At 44.8% G+C, this 17,604-nt stretch carries 6 protein-coding genes and 6 pseudogenes; 6 read left to right on the forward strand and 6 right to left on the reverse strand.

Features of this window, described 5'->3' with window-relative positions:
* Positions 1 to 66 precede the first annotated feature (66 nt).
* Together hrpA and AC0L66_RS09935 are read right to left on the reverse strand one after the other, a co-directional pair.
* Positions 67 to 3,905 (reverse strand): annotated as a pseudogene (hrpA, locus tag AC0L66_RS09930) (ATP-dependent RNA helicase HrpA).
* 251 nt (positions 3,906 to 4,156) lie between these two features.
* Positions 4,157 to 5,479 (reverse strand): MipA/OmpV family protein, encoded by a 1,323-nt coding sequence (locus tag AC0L66_RS09935; protein ID WP_265677108.1) that lies wholly within the window; start codon positions 5,477 to 5,479, stop codon positions 4,157 to 4,159.
* Between the two features lie 270 nt (positions 5,480 to 5,749).
* On the opposite strand from AC0L66_RS09935, the gene AC0L66_RS09940 reads away from it, so the two are divergent.
* The 3 genes from AC0L66_RS09940 to AC0L66_RS09950 all read left to right on the forward strand — a co-directional run bounded on the left by AC0L66_RS09940 (position 5,750) and on the right by AC0L66_RS09950 (position 8,700).
* On the forward strand, positions 5,750 to 6,154 hold the full coding sequence (locus AC0L66_RS09940; protein ID WP_473569216.1) for a VC1380 family protein: 405 nt from the start codon (positions 5,750 to 5,752) through the stop codon (positions 6,152 to 6,154).
* Positions 6,151 to 8,154: a metallophosphoesterase family protein gene (locus AC0L66_RS09945; protein WP_473567120.1), complete on the forward strand. Its 2,004-nt coding sequence runs from the start codon at positions 6,151 to 6,153 to the stop codon at positions 8,152 to 8,154. Before AC0L66_RS09940 ends, AC0L66_RS09945 begins: the two co-directional genes overlap by 4 nt.
* Before the next feature lie 99 nt (positions 8,155 to 8,253).
* Entirely contained in the window at positions 8,254 to 8,700 is a 447-nt protein-coding gene (locus tag AC0L66_RS09950; RefSeq protein WP_473567121.1) for a tellurite resistance TerB family protein, read from the forward strand.
* A 116-nt stretch (positions 8,701 to 8,816) separates the two neighbouring features.
* On the opposite strand, the pseudogene AC0L66_RS09955 reads toward AC0L66_RS09950, so the two are convergent.
* Positions 8,817 to 9,348, reverse strand: a pseudogene (locus tag AC0L66_RS09955) (3'-5' exonuclease).
* An 89-nt stretch (positions 9,349 to 9,437) separates the two neighbouring features.
* Positions 9,438 to 10,988, reverse strand: a complete 1,551-nt coding sequence (locus AC0L66_RS09960) for a sensor domain-containing diguanylate cyclase (protein WP_473567123.1) — start codon at positions 10,986 to 10,988, stop codon at positions 9,438 to 9,440.
* A 348-nt stretch (positions 10,989 to 11,336) separates the two neighbouring features.
* Here AC0L66_RS09960 and AC0L66_RS09965 point away from each other — a divergent pair.
* From AC0L66_RS09965 to AC0L66_RS09975, 3 pseudogenes are all read left to right on the forward strand, one after another.
* Positions 11,337 to 11,971: pseudogene (locus tag AC0L66_RS09965) on the forward strand (DUF2760 domain-containing protein).
* Positions 11,971 to 13,810, forward strand: a pseudogene (locus AC0L66_RS09970) (Hsp70 family protein). The pseudogenes AC0L66_RS09965 and AC0L66_RS09970 overlap by 1 nt, the downstream one beginning before the upstream one ends.
* Before the next feature lie 97 nt (positions 13,811 to 13,907).
* Positions 13,908 to 16,710: pseudogene (locus AC0L66_RS09975) on the forward strand (Hsp70 family protein).
* On the opposite strand, the gene AC0L66_RS09980 reads toward AC0L66_RS09975, so the two are convergent.
* Entirely contained in the window at positions 16,700 to 16,834 is a 135-nt protein-coding gene (locus tag AC0L66_RS09980; protein WP_473567125.1) for a hypothetical protein, read from the reverse strand. The pseudogene AC0L66_RS09975 and the gene AC0L66_RS09980 sit on opposite strands and share 11 nt — an antisense overlap.
* A gap of 23 nt (positions 16,835 to 16,857) precedes the next feature.
* Positions 16,858 to 17,542 (reverse strand): annotated as a pseudogene (locus AC0L66_RS09985) (hypothetical protein).
* Positions 17,543 to 17,604: the final 62 nt, after the last annotated feature.

A 17,604-nucleotide genomic window follows, 5' to 3' on the forward strand; every position in this document is an offset into this window, starting at 1 on the left:
TGGTAAAACTTCTTGAATTCCATGGTATTGAGCTGTTATTTGTCTAACTATTCACGTTTTCTGTGACTAACATGCGTCAATGGCATTACGAACTCGCTTATCGGAGACCGGATAAGGTGTTCCAAGTTGTTGAGCAAAGAAACTGACTCTTAGTTCTTCAATCATCCAACGAACTTCTTTGACATTTTCGGGTATTTTCATGCCCTTTGGAATTTTATTCAGTAACTCTTTGTAATCTTGGGTGACCGATTCCACTTTGAGCATGTGCATTCTGTCTCGGTTTGGATCAATGGGAAGTTTCTCCATTCGACGTTCAATTGCACGTAAATACCGCAAGATATCAGGTAATCGCTTCCAACCACACTCGGTAGCAAAGCCTTTAAATATCAGCCCTTCAATCTGTGCTTTGATATCAGATAACGCAAACGCCATCGACAAATCCACACGCCCTTTTAACTTTTTGTTCAAGTTAAACGCCGTGGTTAGAATCGTCTCTACTTGCTGGGCGATATCCACCACGGTTTCATCTAACTCAGCGCGAACGTGCTCTTTCAGCGCATCAAATTTTTCTGAATCCCAAACCAGACCGCCCTGCTCTTCAATCAACTTATCAATACCACAGGATATGCAGTCATCAATCAAATCTAAGACTTTGCCATATGGATTGAAATACAAGCCCAACTTTGACTTATTAGGCAAATTGGTATGTAAGTATTTAATGGGGGAAGGGACATTAAGCAACACCAATCGACGCTGCCCTTCTTTCATCACAAGCTCTTGCTCTACTTCTGTCTCGAACAGTTTAATCTCGACACTGTCTTTCTTATCCACCAGCGCAGGATAAGCCTTCACATCAAAGCCACCACGTTTTTGCGAATACACTTTAGGTAACTCGCCAAAGCTCCATGTGTGGAGACCTTGTTGTTCAATATCGTCATCGGCCACTTTTGACAATGTTGCTTGTACTTTGTCTTTTAGGCTTTCTTTCAATTCAAACAGATCGCGATTTTCTTTAAGCTTACGATTGCGGTGATCAACGGCTCTAAAAGTGATCTTTAGATGATCCGTTAGTTGGGTCAGATTCCACTGTTCGCGAAGAATTTCAACGCCCGTCATACGGCGCAGCTCTTTTTCTAGCGAATCCAACAGCGGCGCTTCCATAACCTTGGTACGTGCTAAAAAAGCATCGGCGTAGTTAGGTGCTGGAACAAAGTTTTTTCTTACCGTTTTTGGTAATGACTTAATTAAACTTACAATCAGTTCATGTCGTAACCCAGGAATTTGCCAGTCAAACCCTTCACTATCGATTTGGTTTAATATCGGCAGTGGGATGTGTACTGTCACACCATCGTTGTCTTCACCCGGTTCAAACTGATAGCTGAGCTTGAGCTTAAAGTCACCTTGATGCCAAAAGTTCGGATAATCCAACTCCGTAACGTGACTAGCATCCCCTTTAAACAGCTGCTCTTTTTCAAAGTTCAGTAGATCTTTATTCGTCTTACTGACTTTTTTCCACCACGTGTCAAAATGCTTTCCGGATACAACATCGGTATCAACACGCTGGTCGTAAAAGTCAAACAATTCATCATCATCAACCAAGATATCGCGACGACGAGATTTGTGTTCGAGCTCTTCTACTTCTTGCAGCAGCTTACGGTTTTGTTTAAAGAAAGCGTGTTTTGTCTCCCACTCTCCTTCTACTAAAGCACTGCGAATGAAAATTTCTCGGCTGACCACAGGGTCAATCTGGCTATAGTTAACCAAGCGTTTTGGTACGATAGGAATGCCATATAACATCACTTTCTCATGCGCCATGACCGCAGCTTGTTTCTTCGACCAATGGGGTTCGCTATAGCTGGTTTTCACCAAGTGCTTGGCTAACGGTTCAATCCACTCTGGCTGGATTTTGGCGATAATTCGCCCCCACAGCTTAGACGTTTCAACCAATTCCGCCGACATGATCCATTTCGGCTGCTTCTTAAACAAACCAGAGCCCGGGAAAATATGAAAACGAGCATTACGGGCGCCTTGATACTCGTTTTTCTCTTGGTCTTTTACACCGATGTGAGACAGCAATCCCACAAGCAAAGCCATATGAACGGACTGCTCGTTTGCTTGAGCTCCTGGTTTAACTTAGCGTCCATTTCGCGCATGGCTTGATGGATTTGGAAATAGACATCTTGCCATTCACGAACACGCAAATAATTAAGAAAGTCAGTCTTACAATGACGTCTAAATTGGTTGCCCGATAGCTCTTTCTGTTTGGTTTGAATGTAATCCCACAGATTCACAAACGCCATAAAGTCGGATTCTTTATCAAAGAATCGGCGATGCTTATCATCCGATGACTGCTGCTTATCACTCGGTCTTTCGCGGGGATCTTGAATCGACAAAGCCGATGCAATCACCATAATTTCTTTTAAACAACCGAGTCTTGGTGCTTCAAGCACCATCCGCCCTAGTCGAGGATCGATAGGTAGCTTGGCGAGTTTACGTCCAATTGACGTAAGTCGCTTACGAGGATCTTTCGCTTTGTCGTTAATTGCCCCTAACTCTTCGAGCAAGCGTATACCGTCTTGAACATTACGTTTGTCAGGTACCTCAACGAACGGGAAAGCATCGATATCGCCAAGCCCTAATGCGGTCATTTGCAAAATAACAGACGCTAGATTCGTTCGTAATATCTCTGGATCGGTAAACTCAGCGCGAGATTCAAAATCTTCTTCTGAATAAAGGCGAATACAAATACCTTCAGCCACACGTCCACAACGACCTTTTCGCTGATTAGCGCTCGCTTGAGAAATGTCCTCGATTGGCAGTCGCTGTACTTTAGTACGGTAACTATAGCGGCTAATTCTCGCGGTTCCCGGATCGATAACATAACGAATTCCAGGAACGGTAAGCGACGTTTCAGCTACGTTAGTCGCAAGTACAATACGGCGACCAGTATGAGACTGGAAAATCTTGTTTTGCTCACCCGAAGATAATCGCGCGTACAAAGGCACAATTTCAGTATCTCGTAGGTTTCTTTTGTTCAGCGCATCCGCAGTATCTCGGATTTCGCGTTCGCCATTCATAAAGATAAGAATGTCGCCTAACCCTTCATCACACAATTCATCAACCGCTTCAAAGATGCCTTCTAGCTGGTCGCGGTCAGCATCATCTTCTCCACGTAATGGACGATAACGGGTATCCACCGGATAGGTTCTACCCGACACTTCAATAATAGGCGCGTCGTTAAAGTGTTTTGAAAAACGCTCTGGGTCGATCGTGGCTGAGGTAATGATGATTTTTAAATCTGGGCGCTTTGGCAATAACTCTCGCAAGTAGCCCAAAATAAAGTCGATGTTAAGGCTACGTTCGTGCGCTTCATCGATGATGATAGTGTCATACTGATTTAAATAACGGTCATGTTGGATCTCAGCCAGTAAGATACCGTCCGTCATTAATTTAATTTGGGTACTATCCGAGATTTGGTCGTTAAATCGAACTTTATAGCCGACAAACTCACCAAGTGGCGATTCCATTTCTTCCGCAATACGGTTGGCAACCGAACGTGCAGCAAGTCGACGTGGTTGAGTGTGGCCAATAAGTCCAAACTTGCCTCGACCTAATTCGGAACAGATTTTTGGTAGCTGCGTGGTTTTACCTGAGCCCGTTTCACCTGCAACAATCACCACTTGATTCTCTAGGATTGCTTTAGCGATATCGTCTTTCTTTTGGCTGACTGGCAACAACTCAGGGTAATTAATGGTCGCTTTATGGGTACCGCGCTGTTGCGCCTGCATCATAGACTTAGCAATATCCATCGCTATTTCGTCGAAAACCGCCGCTTTTGATTGTTCATTTTTAATGCGACTCGCGCCAGAAATGCGCTTATGGAGACGAAAACGGTCGCGAATCATGCACTCATTCAGTGCTTTTTTTAGTGAATGCGCGTTATTTGCTTTGGCCGTCGGGTTGTTGTTATTGTTTTCAGAGAGAGAGGAAGTCAAAACATTTCCTAGTTCAATTTTCGATTTACAAACTGGCGGGATTGTAGCACAGCTCGGTGTTTGCGTTAACTCAGACATAATAAAAAGCCCCGCTTTCGCGAGGCTTATAAGCTTAGAGGCCACATGTTTTAACACAAACTCGCGGCTTCAACAGCAAAAGGTTAGAAATCGTACTGAAGATAAACGGTACTATAGTTGCTGCCGCCTTTGATTCGGCCGAACTGCGATGATGCTTCAAAGATCGCACTGCGGTGATGCAACGAGTAACCTAGCCACAAGCTTTCCCATTCGGGTTTTCTAAAGATAGAGCCTATGTTGACGTCATAAGAGATGTCAATGTAATTCATCACGTGGCTTGCCGTCTTTTCTTTCTTGTCCATTTCTTGCTGTTCAATATAGGTAATATTGTCGATATATGACACACCATTACCCACACCAAGTCGCATTTTTACAGGCCAGTTGAATGTATAGTAAGCCTTAATTAATGCCACAAATTCGTTACCCGTATCTTGTACTTCCGAGCTCCAATGATGGGCATAACCCGGGCTAAAATAGATATCAAGAGGTAAACCAAACAACTCATCTGTCAGCGGATGACCGTAAAAAACCGACGTCACTTGGTTGTTATACGGGTCACGTTTCCCATTAAATGTCAGAATATCCCCCATGTCCGATGGCGACGCATAACCATGAGCGACACGTACATACGGTTTAGTACTGATATCACGACTGTGCTGTTTAGCTTTAGAAGTCGATTTTTTCTTCTCGTTAAAGAAACCGAATCCTAAATACACCTCGCCTTCAAAGCGCTCTTTAATCACATCGGAATGATAAGCCGAGTTATCCAGCATACGAATATTCGTTGCACCAAGCATATAAAGGTTTGAAACCAAGTGATACTTAGCATCAACACCCATTGCATAATCGAAAGCGCCGTTGATATCTTGGCTTTGACCATTGTATGAACCGTAGTACTCAGTATTAAAGCCAGAGTCTTTATAACGCAGTGTCACATTCGGCTTAAGTTCAAGATCACCATAATCAAGCGTACCTTGCAATCTTAGATTCGCATGTTTGTTATAGTCATAATCGGTCATAAGTTCGGTATCAAGGTGCCACGTGTCATCGATGTTATAACGTAGTTGCAAACCATAATCGAGAGTATCGCCACGAGCCGCATTTTGCTCACCTGCAGGGATATCTATAAAGCGTAATCGTGAGATCGCGTTCACTTCGAATTGGTTGTCGTCTGCTTTATAAAGATGCGCTCCCGCTGTCATACCATCGAGAAAGACATAATCATTCTTAAAGTACATCATTGGAATGAACGTGCTGACTGTTGAGTCTTGGCTTTGTGTCGCAAACGGAATGTTGGCTGTACGCCAAACTGCTGCGATGCCCCACTCTGCCTCTTGCGCTGCGTTTGCTACTGTGGTGCTACCTAAAATAGTAACAAGTCCCAACGCGAGATTTTTCTTTATCATGTCTTACTGTGTCTCCAACCGGATTATCAATTTTGTGCAATATTTAGTGCTATAGAGTAGGTTACGCTTGAACAAACTGCATTCACGTCACCAAGCTTGGCAAACGAAATGTCAAATATACTAACAACCGCTACCGCATAGAAGAAGAGTTGTTATATTATTAGTTTTATTGAATTTATATGTCACGAAATTGTGAGTAGCTTAACGGCTAATTAATCACCACAGGTTATCGGAGGCATAGTTTCCACTATTTAGACTAATCGTGAAAGTATCAAATTTAAAAAAGTTCTCGATTCTTTGCCTGATGATAAAGAATGCCATGTTGTTACTGGTGAAAAGTGGCTCCCTGAACGACTTATTCACACTGAACTCGACAACGACCTTTTATTCCTTGAATTCGATAACGCGCCCGATGAAGGCGAAGAGGGAATCGAAGGTCGCGGATTTGTTGATCATGAAATTGACTTATTGCGCTCACGAATCACAGATATCCTTGGCCAAAATGACTCTTCCACAGCCACCGCCGATGCGCTATTGGGCTTTTTCCTAGTGGGGCATGAGCTTTCCAGCAGTGACTTCGTGGAATTGTTAGAGTCAATGGAGGTAGAGAGCCAAAGTACGCCATTTGAAGGGTCGAGCGCGACAGATTTATCGTCGAGCGAGGTCTGTGCATGACGATAAATCAAACTCAAGCACAGCCAATTGCACCGCTCGTTGCGGGTCCTATTTTACGACGAGTTAACCCACATGAGTTTTCATTATGGATGGCATCGTCGGTTAACCCAAAACGATTAGTGATTTGCTTAAAGCAAAAAAATCCTCGCTACTTCCCTGTTTCCTACGAACAGAGCTATCAAGTCAGTTCAAAGTTATGGATTATCCAGTGTCATATCCCTATCAAACTCGAACCCAATGTAAGTCTTAGTTACGACGTTTACTTAGACGATATCGGTAACAGTGTTATTGATAACAATTTGCGCTACGCCGCACACGATAACATTGAGTTCATGGTCTCGACTAAAGCAGACCACGTTCTTCACGGATCATGCCGAAACCCGCACCACTCAAGTAACGACAGCCTTCTAGCCATAGATGAGCAACTCAATCGACAAGTTGAAGAACAACCCGATATGCTATTGCTCAATGGGGACCAAATCTACGCAGACCACGTCGCTGGTCCTATGCTTGATGCCATTCATCAAGTCATCACATTGCTCGATTTGCCGGGAGAAGCGTTCTCAGGCTCAGGTGACATTGCCGATAGCCAACAGCTTTACCAGCACCCCAAGCAGCTTTATGGTAGAGAGGGTTTACTGCCTCATACCCCATCGTCATCTTTTTGGTCCAAGTCTAGTTCTAAAGCCATTTTTAGCTCCAAAGACTGTTATAACCACCTTATAACCTTCTCTGAGTTTATTGCTATGTACTTATTAGTTTGGTCACCAGAGCTTTGGAAACACATCAATATTAATCGGTTAGAAGAAGCCAATTTCGAGGTCAACGGGCAACCATTGTCACGACGCTTTCAGCGTCAATGGGAAAAAGAAAAGCACCATCTCTTGAAGTTCGTTGACGGTTTATCACGAGTCAGGCGTGTATTAGCACATATTCCTACCTACATGATTTTTGATGACCATGATATTACCGATGACTGGAATCTAACGGTAGGATGGGAAAAAGCCGCTTACGAGCACCCATTTTCTAGGCAAATTATCGGCAATGGCATGCTAGCCTACTTGCTTTGCCAGGCTTGGGGTAACGATCCTAAAATTTATCATGCAGACTGGCACGACACATTGGCGACACTGTTTGTCCCAGATCCAACACAATCTAGCCTTAATCAATCTAGCCTTAATACAGACACCTCTAACCCTGCAGTATTTAACTGCGAAGCCCTTGAAAAAGTGAGTTATCAGCTTTTTAGATATGAGCGCTGGCATTTTACCACCGATAGCCACCCCAAAGTCGTCGTACTCGATACTCGAACCCGACGATGGCGCTCAGAATCCAATCTAAATAAACCGTCAGGTCTTATGGACTGGGAAGCGTTAGTTGAATTCCAACATGAATTACTCAATCAGGAATCAGTGATCGTCGTGTCTGCCGCCCCTATGTTTGGCGTGAAGTTTATTGAAACCATGCAACGACTCGCCACCATCGCGGGTCACCCCTTAGTCATCGATGCGGAAAACTGGATGGCGCATCCCGGTAGCGCCAACACCTTGCTATCTATTTTCACGCATTCAAAAACACCAAAAAACTTCGTCATTTTATCGGGTGATGTTCACTATTCTTTCGTGTATGACATCGCACTTCGCTACAGAGAAACAGATTCTCACATCTATCAGATCACGTGTAGTGGCATCAAAAACGAGTTTCCTGAACCGCTACTCAGTCTCTTTGCTACTCTTGATGCTTGGTTGTACACGCCTCGTTCACCGCTTAACTGGTTCACTAAGCGAAAGCGACTAAAAGTGTTTAAGCGACACCCTAGCCCTTCAGCCTGCCATCACCTTGTTAATCGCAGCGGTATCGGGCGGTTAAAACTGAATAAAGACGGAAAACCAAAAGAAATATCCGTCGTACATGGTGACGGAAGCGAAACTCATTTCCCTGAAACGGCCTCTAACGCGCAAGCTTTCTCTGAAACAAAAATCGTCTCTAAAACGAAATAACATCCATTCTCTGGCGCTTTACACTTGAGTTCTTTTGTAAGCGCCACTATGTATTAGTGATTAGAGTATTTATGATTAGGCATCAAAAGAGGAACCGCTATGTTTACGTCCATCACCTCTATATTCAAGCAGCTCATTGAAGGCAGTGACTTATCCCAAAATCAAACGGTCAGCCCCAACCTTGCGATCGCATCATTGCTATGTGAAGTATCCAGTGCCGATCACCAAGTTGATGAACAAGAAGAGCAAGCGAAGCGTTCTTTGATCTCTCGCCTACTGGCGCTATCTGATGAAGAAACCAACTTGCTTATCGAACAAGCGAAACTGAAAGTGAAAGAGTCGGTCTCTTTATACGACTTTACTTCAGGGTTACGTGAATTATCTCAAGAGAAACGCTTTGAACTGATTAAAGCAATGTGGGAAGTGGCGAATGCCGATGGTGTGATCGACCCTCAAGAGGATGCGGTGATTCGTAAAGTCGCCGAACTGCTCTACGTCGATCATAGTGAGTTTATTCGTGCGAAAATTCAAGTCATCGATAAATAATTAGTTGAAAAGACCATTAGTTGAAAAGACCAATAAACAGCTTCAGGTAAGCCGTCTCTGTTTACCTGAAGCTTTTTGTAATCTAACCGCTCTCTACATAAAACCGAAGGAAGGCCTTACAGCATAGTCAGCGCAAGTTTTGCTAGATTATAGGCATCAACGTAACCCGAGTGCTGACGCCCCTCCCACTCAATTCCTTTTGCTTCTTGCGCCGCTTTGTGTCCGATGCGCTTTTCTTTTAAGCGATTTTGCATGCGATAAAGTGTGGCAAGGTTAACAAACTCTTTGAATGGCGGCGTAATGCCTTTTTCTCGACATTCATTGAACAAAATATGGTCATCTCGTCCCCATGCCGCATAAATCTTATTTGGGCCGCCAAAGTTCTTTACCATTGATTGTACAACAGCAGCAAGGGGGCGGCCTTGTTTCTCGACTTTACGCGGTGTGATACTCGGTCAGTTCCGCACAAAACAAAGACACTTCGTCCTTCTCTGGTTTAACGTAGTATTGCGCTCGCTTCACCACTTGCTGAGTAACAAGATCGATCTCAGCCAACCCTACTTCAATAATTTCACCCGTCGTACCTACACCGTCCACATTCCAGCAGCACATTTCAAGGTCAAAACAAACGACTCGGTTATAATTCATAATGATATAGGCTTTATAATAAACAACGGCTCGAAGTGTAGCGCAAAATCGCCTAAAGCTCGATAGCCCCTGGTTTAACTGCTTTAGAATCAAACAATATTGGCTTTATCTCGCCCTTGTTCTTTACTGATATAAAGTTGTTCATCGGCACGGTTTAGTAACTTCTCCAAAGACTCGCCTCGATAAACCGCTGCACCAATACTTAATGTGCAGTTAAATGTTTTATCGATACCAGGCCATTCTAATAGTCGAACACTCTCACATATACCGTCTAGGTAACGTTGCAACGGCGCGTAGTCAATACAACGACTAATCACGGCAAACTCATCCCCGCCAAGACGGAATAACATATCGTCTGGATACGTGTTCTCTTTAATGTGAACCGCCACTTGTATGAGTATTTCATCACCCACCACGTGACCGTATTGATCGTTAATTTGTTTAAATGAATCGACATCAATGATTGCGAGAGAAAAAGGCTTATGACACGCAATGTGGTACTCGGCCAAACGGTTAAACGCCCGTCGATTATAGACCTCTGTCAGGGGATCCCGCTCAACTAAATATTGTAAATCCTTTGTCCGCCGTTTGACCAACTTGGTCAAACGACGTTGTTCACGCAGCATCAATTGTACGACATAACCAAGCAACATCGAAATAATGAAGCCACCAGAAGCAACACACAACAGGATAAATGAATCATTCGCGGAAATACCACTGCCACGCTTAAACTCAATACTCCATTGTCGGTCATATAAATCGATGACGACAGCATCCACGTCGCCATTGATGCTGTCCCATGATTGGTTACGATACATAATAGGGTCATCTTCAGCATCAAACCCCATGTCGACGACTTGAATGCCCACCGCTTGACCAATTGCGGTCCTTGCAACAATTTGTTGAAAATAAGCCGTGGTGCGAATCACGCCAATGACTACACCCCGTAACTCTTTCCGTCCAGGCTCAAACACAGGGTGGTAAACCAACATTCCCTGCTTTGGAAGCGAACGGTCAAAACCATCCTGCAATAACCGAATTTTATCAGATAAGCTTGGTTGACCTGTTTTAATGGTGTTGGTAATAACACGACGAACTCGCTCTCTCGAAGAGTAATACCCTAACGCCCGAAGATTTGCGGTATTAACTGGGTAGATATCACTGGCAACATAAATCGGCTCATCATTGTCTAGAATGTAGCCCATCGTCACTGGTTGATCTTTCGGCACCGTATAAATTTCGTAATTGGGAAAGTGCTCCTTTACCCTAGCAACATGTGAATCAATCTGTTCTGGGTAAACCTTTTTCATCCATTGCATAGCGATCAAGCTACTTGAGCCCGCTATAATGGGTCGAGCAAACGATGAAAAGCTGTTCCACGAATCTGGCGAAGTCGCATGATAAAAGCCCGCACCGGAGCCGATTAAACTCACGTCTAACATAACGAGTTCTTTTATATTCTCCGCCTGATTCTGCACCAAAAAGTCGAAGTTAGATTTGGATAATTGCTGCTGTCCTTTATATACAAGATGCGTAATAAAAATTGTAATCGCAATCCCTATAGAAAACACGACCACTGAATACCGTTTTACACCACGGTCTTCCCTGTTTAATCCTTTGCCCATTCTGACGTACTGCATTACTGACTCTTTTATTGTTTTCAGATTTAGGATCTGTTTTTTCTGATGTCAGTGTCGTTATTTTCATAACAATACCACTCAAAACTAAAAATATGCGCCATTTTCCCGACGTAGACTTCTAGTCTATGCATCGGATTTTACATCAGTTTTTTGTCGCCCCTAATATTTGCGTGCAAAAAAACAGCAAAGATCACTTAAAATTAATAAAACACAACTATCTGCTGTAATCTTCACCAACAAACTCACTTTCAAATGACATTATTGCGAAACCATCGCGCTAAGAGCCTTGATTATGCTAGACTTCGCCCCAAAGTTAGCAACTAATGACAGACACATAGAGAATCCCCTATGACCTTCGATCTAAATGTTATTCCTACCACCTTCGACATGCTGCATGCAGGCCTCGCCGCATCGAGCGTTTTGTTACTCGCTATTGCCGTTTCACGCAAAAGCAAAGTTGTTGAAAAAGTGGTAGAGAAACCTATCGAAAAGATTATTGAGGTTGAAAAACCTGTAGAGAAAATCGTTGAAGTTGAGAAAATTGTAGAAGTCGAAAAAGTGGTTGAGAAAGTAGTAGAAGTTGAATCCAAGCTTGCTACTGCATCAACAGATTCTGCTATGCAGTTACTTTCTCTCATGCAGCAAGAAGCGCGCATTATCGACTTCTTACAAGAAGACCTTACGTCCTTCTCTGATGAAGAAGTGGGTGCAGCAGCACGTGTTGTTCACTCTGGCGGTAAAAAAGTGATTGGTGATTACTTTGTCCTTTCTCCTATTCGCAGTGAAGACGAAGAATCTCGCTTAACAATTGAAGAAGGCTTTAATCCGCAAGCGATTCGTCTAACTGGCAACGTGACGGGCTCAGCACCATTCTCTGGTATCCTCGTTCATAAAGGTTGGAAAGCAGATAACGTTAACCTACCGAAACTTTCAGAAAACTACGATGCGTCGATTATCGCACCTATGCTGAGGTAGAACTATAATGGATCACAACGCTAAGTACAGTGTTGGTATCGACCTTGGTACCACACATTGCGTCATGTCATTTGTTGACGCACAAGATGAAAATGCCTCCGTTGAAGTGATGGCGATTCCTCAATTAACCTCTCCGGGTACCGTTGAGAATTTAAACCAATTAGGTTCATTCTTGTATCAACCGCATGAGCATGAGCTCGGTCATGGTTCAAGAACGCTTCCTTGGACAGAGCACCCAAGCGCGCTTGTCGGCGCCATTGCCCGTAACCTTGGATCAAAAACACCGATCCGTTTGGTCGCCAGTGCAAAATCTTGGCTTTGCCACGGTGGTGTGAATCGCCGCGAAGACTTTTTGCCACAAGGTAGCCCAGAAGAAGTGACAAAAGTGTCACCTTTACGTGTCACCGAACTGTACCTTGAGCACCTTAAAAATACTTGGAACCATGCCCACCCTGAGGCTTTGCTAGAAGAGCAGGACGTGACGATCACGGTGCCTGCATCATTCGACCCAGCCGCTCGCGATCTTACCGCTGAAGCGGCTCGTAATGTTGGCCTAATGCATTTAACGCTTCTTGAAGAGCCACAAGCGGCACTTTATAGCTGGATTGATAATAGCAATGACGCATGGCGTGATGAAGTTGAAGTCGGCGACATTGTATTAGTGGTTGATGTGGGTGGTGGTACTACCGATTTATCATTGGTTGCCGTAACAGAAAACGACGGTAACTTGAACTTAGAGCGTGTCGCGGTCGGTGAGCATATCTTGCTTGGCGGTGACAATATGGATCTCGCTTTAGCTTATCGCCTTAAGATGAAGCTTGCGCAAGATGGCAAAGAGTTACAGCCTTGGCAAGTTCAAGCGATGACGCACGCTTGTCGTGATGCCAAAGAAGCCCTACTTAACGATGCAGAGCTTCAATCGGTACCGATTGTTGTTCCTAGCCGTGGCTCTAAACTGCTTGGCGCAACATTAAAAACCGAACTGACTCAACAAGAAGTGCAGCAAACTCTCGTGGATGGCTTCTTCCCACAGGTGGGTATTCAAGAGCACCCTGTGCAACGCTCTCGTGGCGCATTGACGCAAATGGGCTTGCCCTACGCGCAAGATGCCGCCGTTACTCGCCACATTGCTGCATTTTTAAGTCGTCAGAGCAACGCTGCGGATCAAGCGTTTGCCGAGTATGCCTGGCATGCCAGCAGAACCTGAGTTTATCAAGCCTACTGCCGTGTTATTCAATGGTGGCGTACTTAAGTCGTCTCTGTTGTCAGACCGTCTCTTTAGTACGATTAATAGTTGGTTGACCTCTGCTAATGCAAGTTCGGCTAAAATGTTAACTGGGCTCGACTTAGACCTAGCTGTTGCAAGTGGCGCAGCTTACTATGGCAGTGTTCGTCGTGGACAAGGCGTTCGTATTCGTGGTGGTATCGCATCCAGCTACTACATTGGTATTGAGAGCGCGATGCCTGCTATTCCTGGCATGGCTCCACCAATGGAAGCGCTTTGTGTTGCTCCATTTGGTATGGAAGAAGGCAGCAGTGTCGACGTACCAAGCCAAGAGTTTGGTTTAGTGATCGGACAACCCGTTCACTTCCAATTCTTTGGTTCGACAATACGTCGTGAGGACGATGCTGGCTTGCATCTTGATTACTGGAAACCAGAAGAGTTAGAAGAGCTACCTGAAATTCAAGTCACTCTGCCAGTATCAGAAGGGAGAAGCAGTGGCGAAGTCGTACCTGTTACCCTATCTTCTCGAGTTACCGAGTTAGGAACGTTATATCTCGAAGCAATCGCATCAGATAACGGTCAGAAATGGCATGTCGAGTTTGACGTGCGCGAAGATGTTTAGTGTTAGGCTGAACAGATTTGTATTCTGATAAACCTCTATTTCAAACGGCACTTTTTAGTGCCGTTTGTCTCTTCTCCTTACCTGATTGGAGCGTATCATGGCCTCTTCTCAATATTTAGTCGGTATCGATTTAGGTACAACCAATACCGTTGTCGCGTTTTGTGAAATTCAAGATGACCTATCGAACGCCCCTGTAGAACTGTTTGAAATCGACCAGCTGGTGGGGCCAGGAGAGGTCGTGAGAAAGCCACTCCTGCCGTCTTTTCGCTATCATCCTGCATTACAACAAATATCTGATGCCGACTTAACTCTGCCTTGGGAACACTCAACCGTCTCTGGCGATCTTGCTAGAGTCATCATTGGTGAATGGGCACGTGAACTTGGTGCTAAAGTCGAGGGACGCCAAGTCTCCAGCGCTAAGAGCTGGCTGTCACATCAAGGCGTTGACCGCGAAGACGATATTTTACCTTGGGCAGGCGCTCCAGATGTGGAAAAAGTCTCAGCTGGTTATTGCCAGCGCCAGTTACCTCAACCACATTCGTCAAGCATGGAACCATCGTCATCACTACAATAAATTAGAAGATCAAGATGTCGTCATCACCGTCCCTGCTTCATTCGATGAAACTGCGCGAAAACTCACGTTAGATGCGGCAAAACGTGCGGGTCTACCACGCGTTCACTTGCTCGAAGAGCCTCAAGCCGTGTGTTACGACTGGTATTCGAGACATAAAGAAACGGCTTCCCAAGAACTCGCGCAAATACCCCTTATGCTGGTGTGCGATGTCGGCGGTGGTACCACCGATTTAAGTCTCATTGAAGCTAAACATGATGAGGATGACAATCTACAACTGAACAGGATTGGCGTTGGCGAACACCTAATGCTGGGGGGAGACAATCTTGACCTCGCCCTCGCCCATATGGCAGAGCAACGATTCAATCAAAGTAAAAAACTCAATGCGGCCAGTTTGACCAAGCTCATTCAACAAACCCGGAAGGCCAAAGAAACCTTACTGTCTGACTCCGCGCCTGAAGAAATGAAAATCACCATGCTCGGCAGCGGATCACGTCTGATTGGTGGCACAAAAAGCGTCGCTATTAACAAGGAAGAGGTCCATCGTATTGCTTTAGATGGATTTTTCCCTACCACGTCATTTGGTGAGCTTCCTGATAAAAAACGCAGTGCCGTGGTCGAGTTTGGCTTACCTTATGTCGCCGACCCAGCCGTGAGTAAACACGTTTCTGAATTCTTGCACCTTCACCAAGAAGTGGCTAAAGAAGCATTGCGCGACGGTCGTGACCCGGCAATTCCAGTTGGGATCTTATTAAATGGGGGCGTATTTAACAGCCCACTGATCACCAGAAGAATGGTTGATCTTATTGAGGGCTGGAAAGGCGCTCCAATCACGTTGCTCAATAACCCCCACCCCGATTGGTCTGTTGCTCTTGGTGCGGTGGCATTTGCGAAAGCTCGACGCGGTGCACAGCTCAAGATCGGCGGCGGCAGCGCTCGCTCTTACTTTCTACACTTACAAGAAAAAAACAAATCCGGGCAAGCTCTGTGTTTGCTCGCTAAAGGCACCGATGAAGGACAAGAAATCCGTCTTTCTGGCCGCCGATTCTCGCTGACTTTGGGAGAGCCAGTAAGGTTTAACCTGCTAACCTCAACCCATGATTTCTTTGGGCAGCATCAAAAAGTCCAAAATGGTATTTTGGTCAACATTGACCCTGACCAGTTTTCACCGCTTCCGCCCTACATTAATACGTTACAGGGTGACAATATCACTCTTGCAGAAAACCAAAAGCAGCGGGTTGAAGTTCAGCTTGCCTGCCAACTCACAGAAGTGGGGACGCTTAAAGTTGAGTGTGTTAGCGTCAGCGATGAACAACAGCGATGGGAGCTTGAGTTTGAAGTACGCAATAAGCAAGCCGATCAGGAGCAAGTCAATGCTCACCCGGGGTTAGAAGCTTCTCAAGCGCTGGTTTCTCGACTCTACAGTGGCAATAAAAATAGTGCCGACACCAAAGAAATAAAAACGCTAGGCAAAGAACTAGAAAAGAAACTGGGTAAGAAAGAAGCGTGGGACTTCCACTCTCTTCGTTCACTAGTCGATACCTTTACTCTTGGTCGTAAGCGTCGCCGCCGCTCTGAACAACATGAGAAAAACTGGTTACGTCTGACGGGTTTTTGCATGCGCCCTGGCTTTGGGGACGCGACAGACTCTTGGCGCATGGAGCAACTATGGGGCGTTTATCAACAAGGGATCCAGTTCCAAAATAACCAAGGTTGGAGTGATTGGTGGGTCTTCTGGCGCCGTGTTTCTGGAGGACTGAATGAAGAACAACAAGAAGTTATCCTGAGTGATATAGCAAAATATCTCCACCCTGGAGCCATGAAAAATGCTAAGTCGTTCCAAACCGCTAAGGATAAGGGCTATGAAGCCATGGTTCGTTTATCCGCAAGTTTAGAAAACCTCTATGTGGATGACAAAGTGCTACTGGCCAGTTGGTATTTAAGTAAGATCATTAACCAACCACAGTTCTTGCAAGCTCACTGTTGGGCATTGGGTCGCTTGGGTTCACGCACACCGCTCTATGGCAGCCAACACAATGTTATTGCCAGAGAACAAGTTGAGCAATGGTTACCAAAATTGCTTGCGCTCGATTGGTCAAAAGAGTCAATGATTGGTTTTGCTTGTGTTTTAATGTGCCGTAAAACTGGCGATCGCTCGCTCGACATCGCAGACGACTATCGCGAACAAGTGTTAACCAAGCTTCGCCAAAGTAAAGCACCAGATAGCTGGCTATCGTTAGTTTCTGAGATTCAAACCTTATCTGAATCCGATTCCAAACGGGTATTCGGTGACGCACTGCCAGTTGGACTGCAACTTATTAAGCAATAACGTCAATAAACAATAACGTCAATAAGCAATAACGACAATAAGCAATAACGACAATAAGCACTAAACTCAGTAAGACTAAGTTCAATAAGCAAACAAAGGAACGGCGGCGTTTATTAATCATCATAAACCGCCGTTCCTTTTAAACGACTAAAATTCGTAACTTACCGACCCTGCCAGCTTATTATTAGTGCCATAATCGTCTTCGGCTAACACGCCAAAGAAGTTAAACGAGGTATGACGGCTAAGCTTATAACTGAGTCCCAATCCACCCCAGTAACTGCGATAGTTGTTCGAACCCATCGAACCACCAGCAAAGCTCAGCACACTCCAATCTGAGTCCTCAATAGGACGAACACCAAACATCCCTAAGTACGCGCCATGTGTTTGGCTACGCATGAGCACAAATTCATTTTCAACCTCTTCTGACGGTACTGCCATTTCCCCATCGTTATAACTATAGCCAGCCATAGGAAAAAGCATCCATCCCGCAGGAGCAATATCAAAATAACTCAGCGGTATGTATGTCCCTATACTGTAATTGTTTCTATAGCTCTCGTGCTCATAGTCGGTACGGCTGAAATTAAAATTGACGATTCCTAACTCAAATAACCACGATCCACCCAATCTCCACTCATACGGTTTCGTTATAGCGAGCATTAAGCATTCTCGCGTCATCTAAACCAATGGAACCTGAAACAAACGAAGAGTCTGAATACCCCGCCCCCACTTTGGTGACAATTTTGGTCGGATCTTCGTGGTGTTTTTCATCCGCAGATACACCAGTTGCAACCAGCAAGGCGAACACCACGCCAAACCCAACAGTTTTAAGCATATAGCGGAACACAAACGTCACATTATGGAGCGCTGATTTTTCTCTCATTACAGATTTCTTTC

The sequence above is a fragment of the Vibrio sp. GJ43-1 genome, assembly GCF_055808835.1.

Bases quoted from the DNA above. Each gene is read 5' to 3' on its own strand.
- AC0L66_RS09935 (WP_265677108.1), bottom strand. From the start codon at position 5,479: ATGATAAAGAAAAATCTCGCGTTGGGACTTGTTACTATTTTAGGTAGC.
- AC0L66_RS09945 (WP_473567120.1), top strand. From the start codon at position 6,151: ATGACGATAAATCAAACTCAAGCACAGCCAATTGCACCGCTCGTTGCG.
- AC0L66_RS09950 (WP_473567121.1), top strand. From the start codon at position 8,254: ATGTTTACGTCCATCACCTCTATATTCAAGCAGCTCATTGAAGGCAGT.
- AC0L66_RS09960 (WP_473567123.1), bottom strand. From the start codon at position 10,988: ATGCAGTACGTCAGAATGGGCAAAGGATTAAACAGGGAAGACCGTGGT.
- AC0L66_RS09980 (WP_473567125.1), bottom strand. From the start codon at position 16,834: ATGATGATTAATAAACGCCGCCGTTCCTTTGTTTGCTTATTGAACTTA.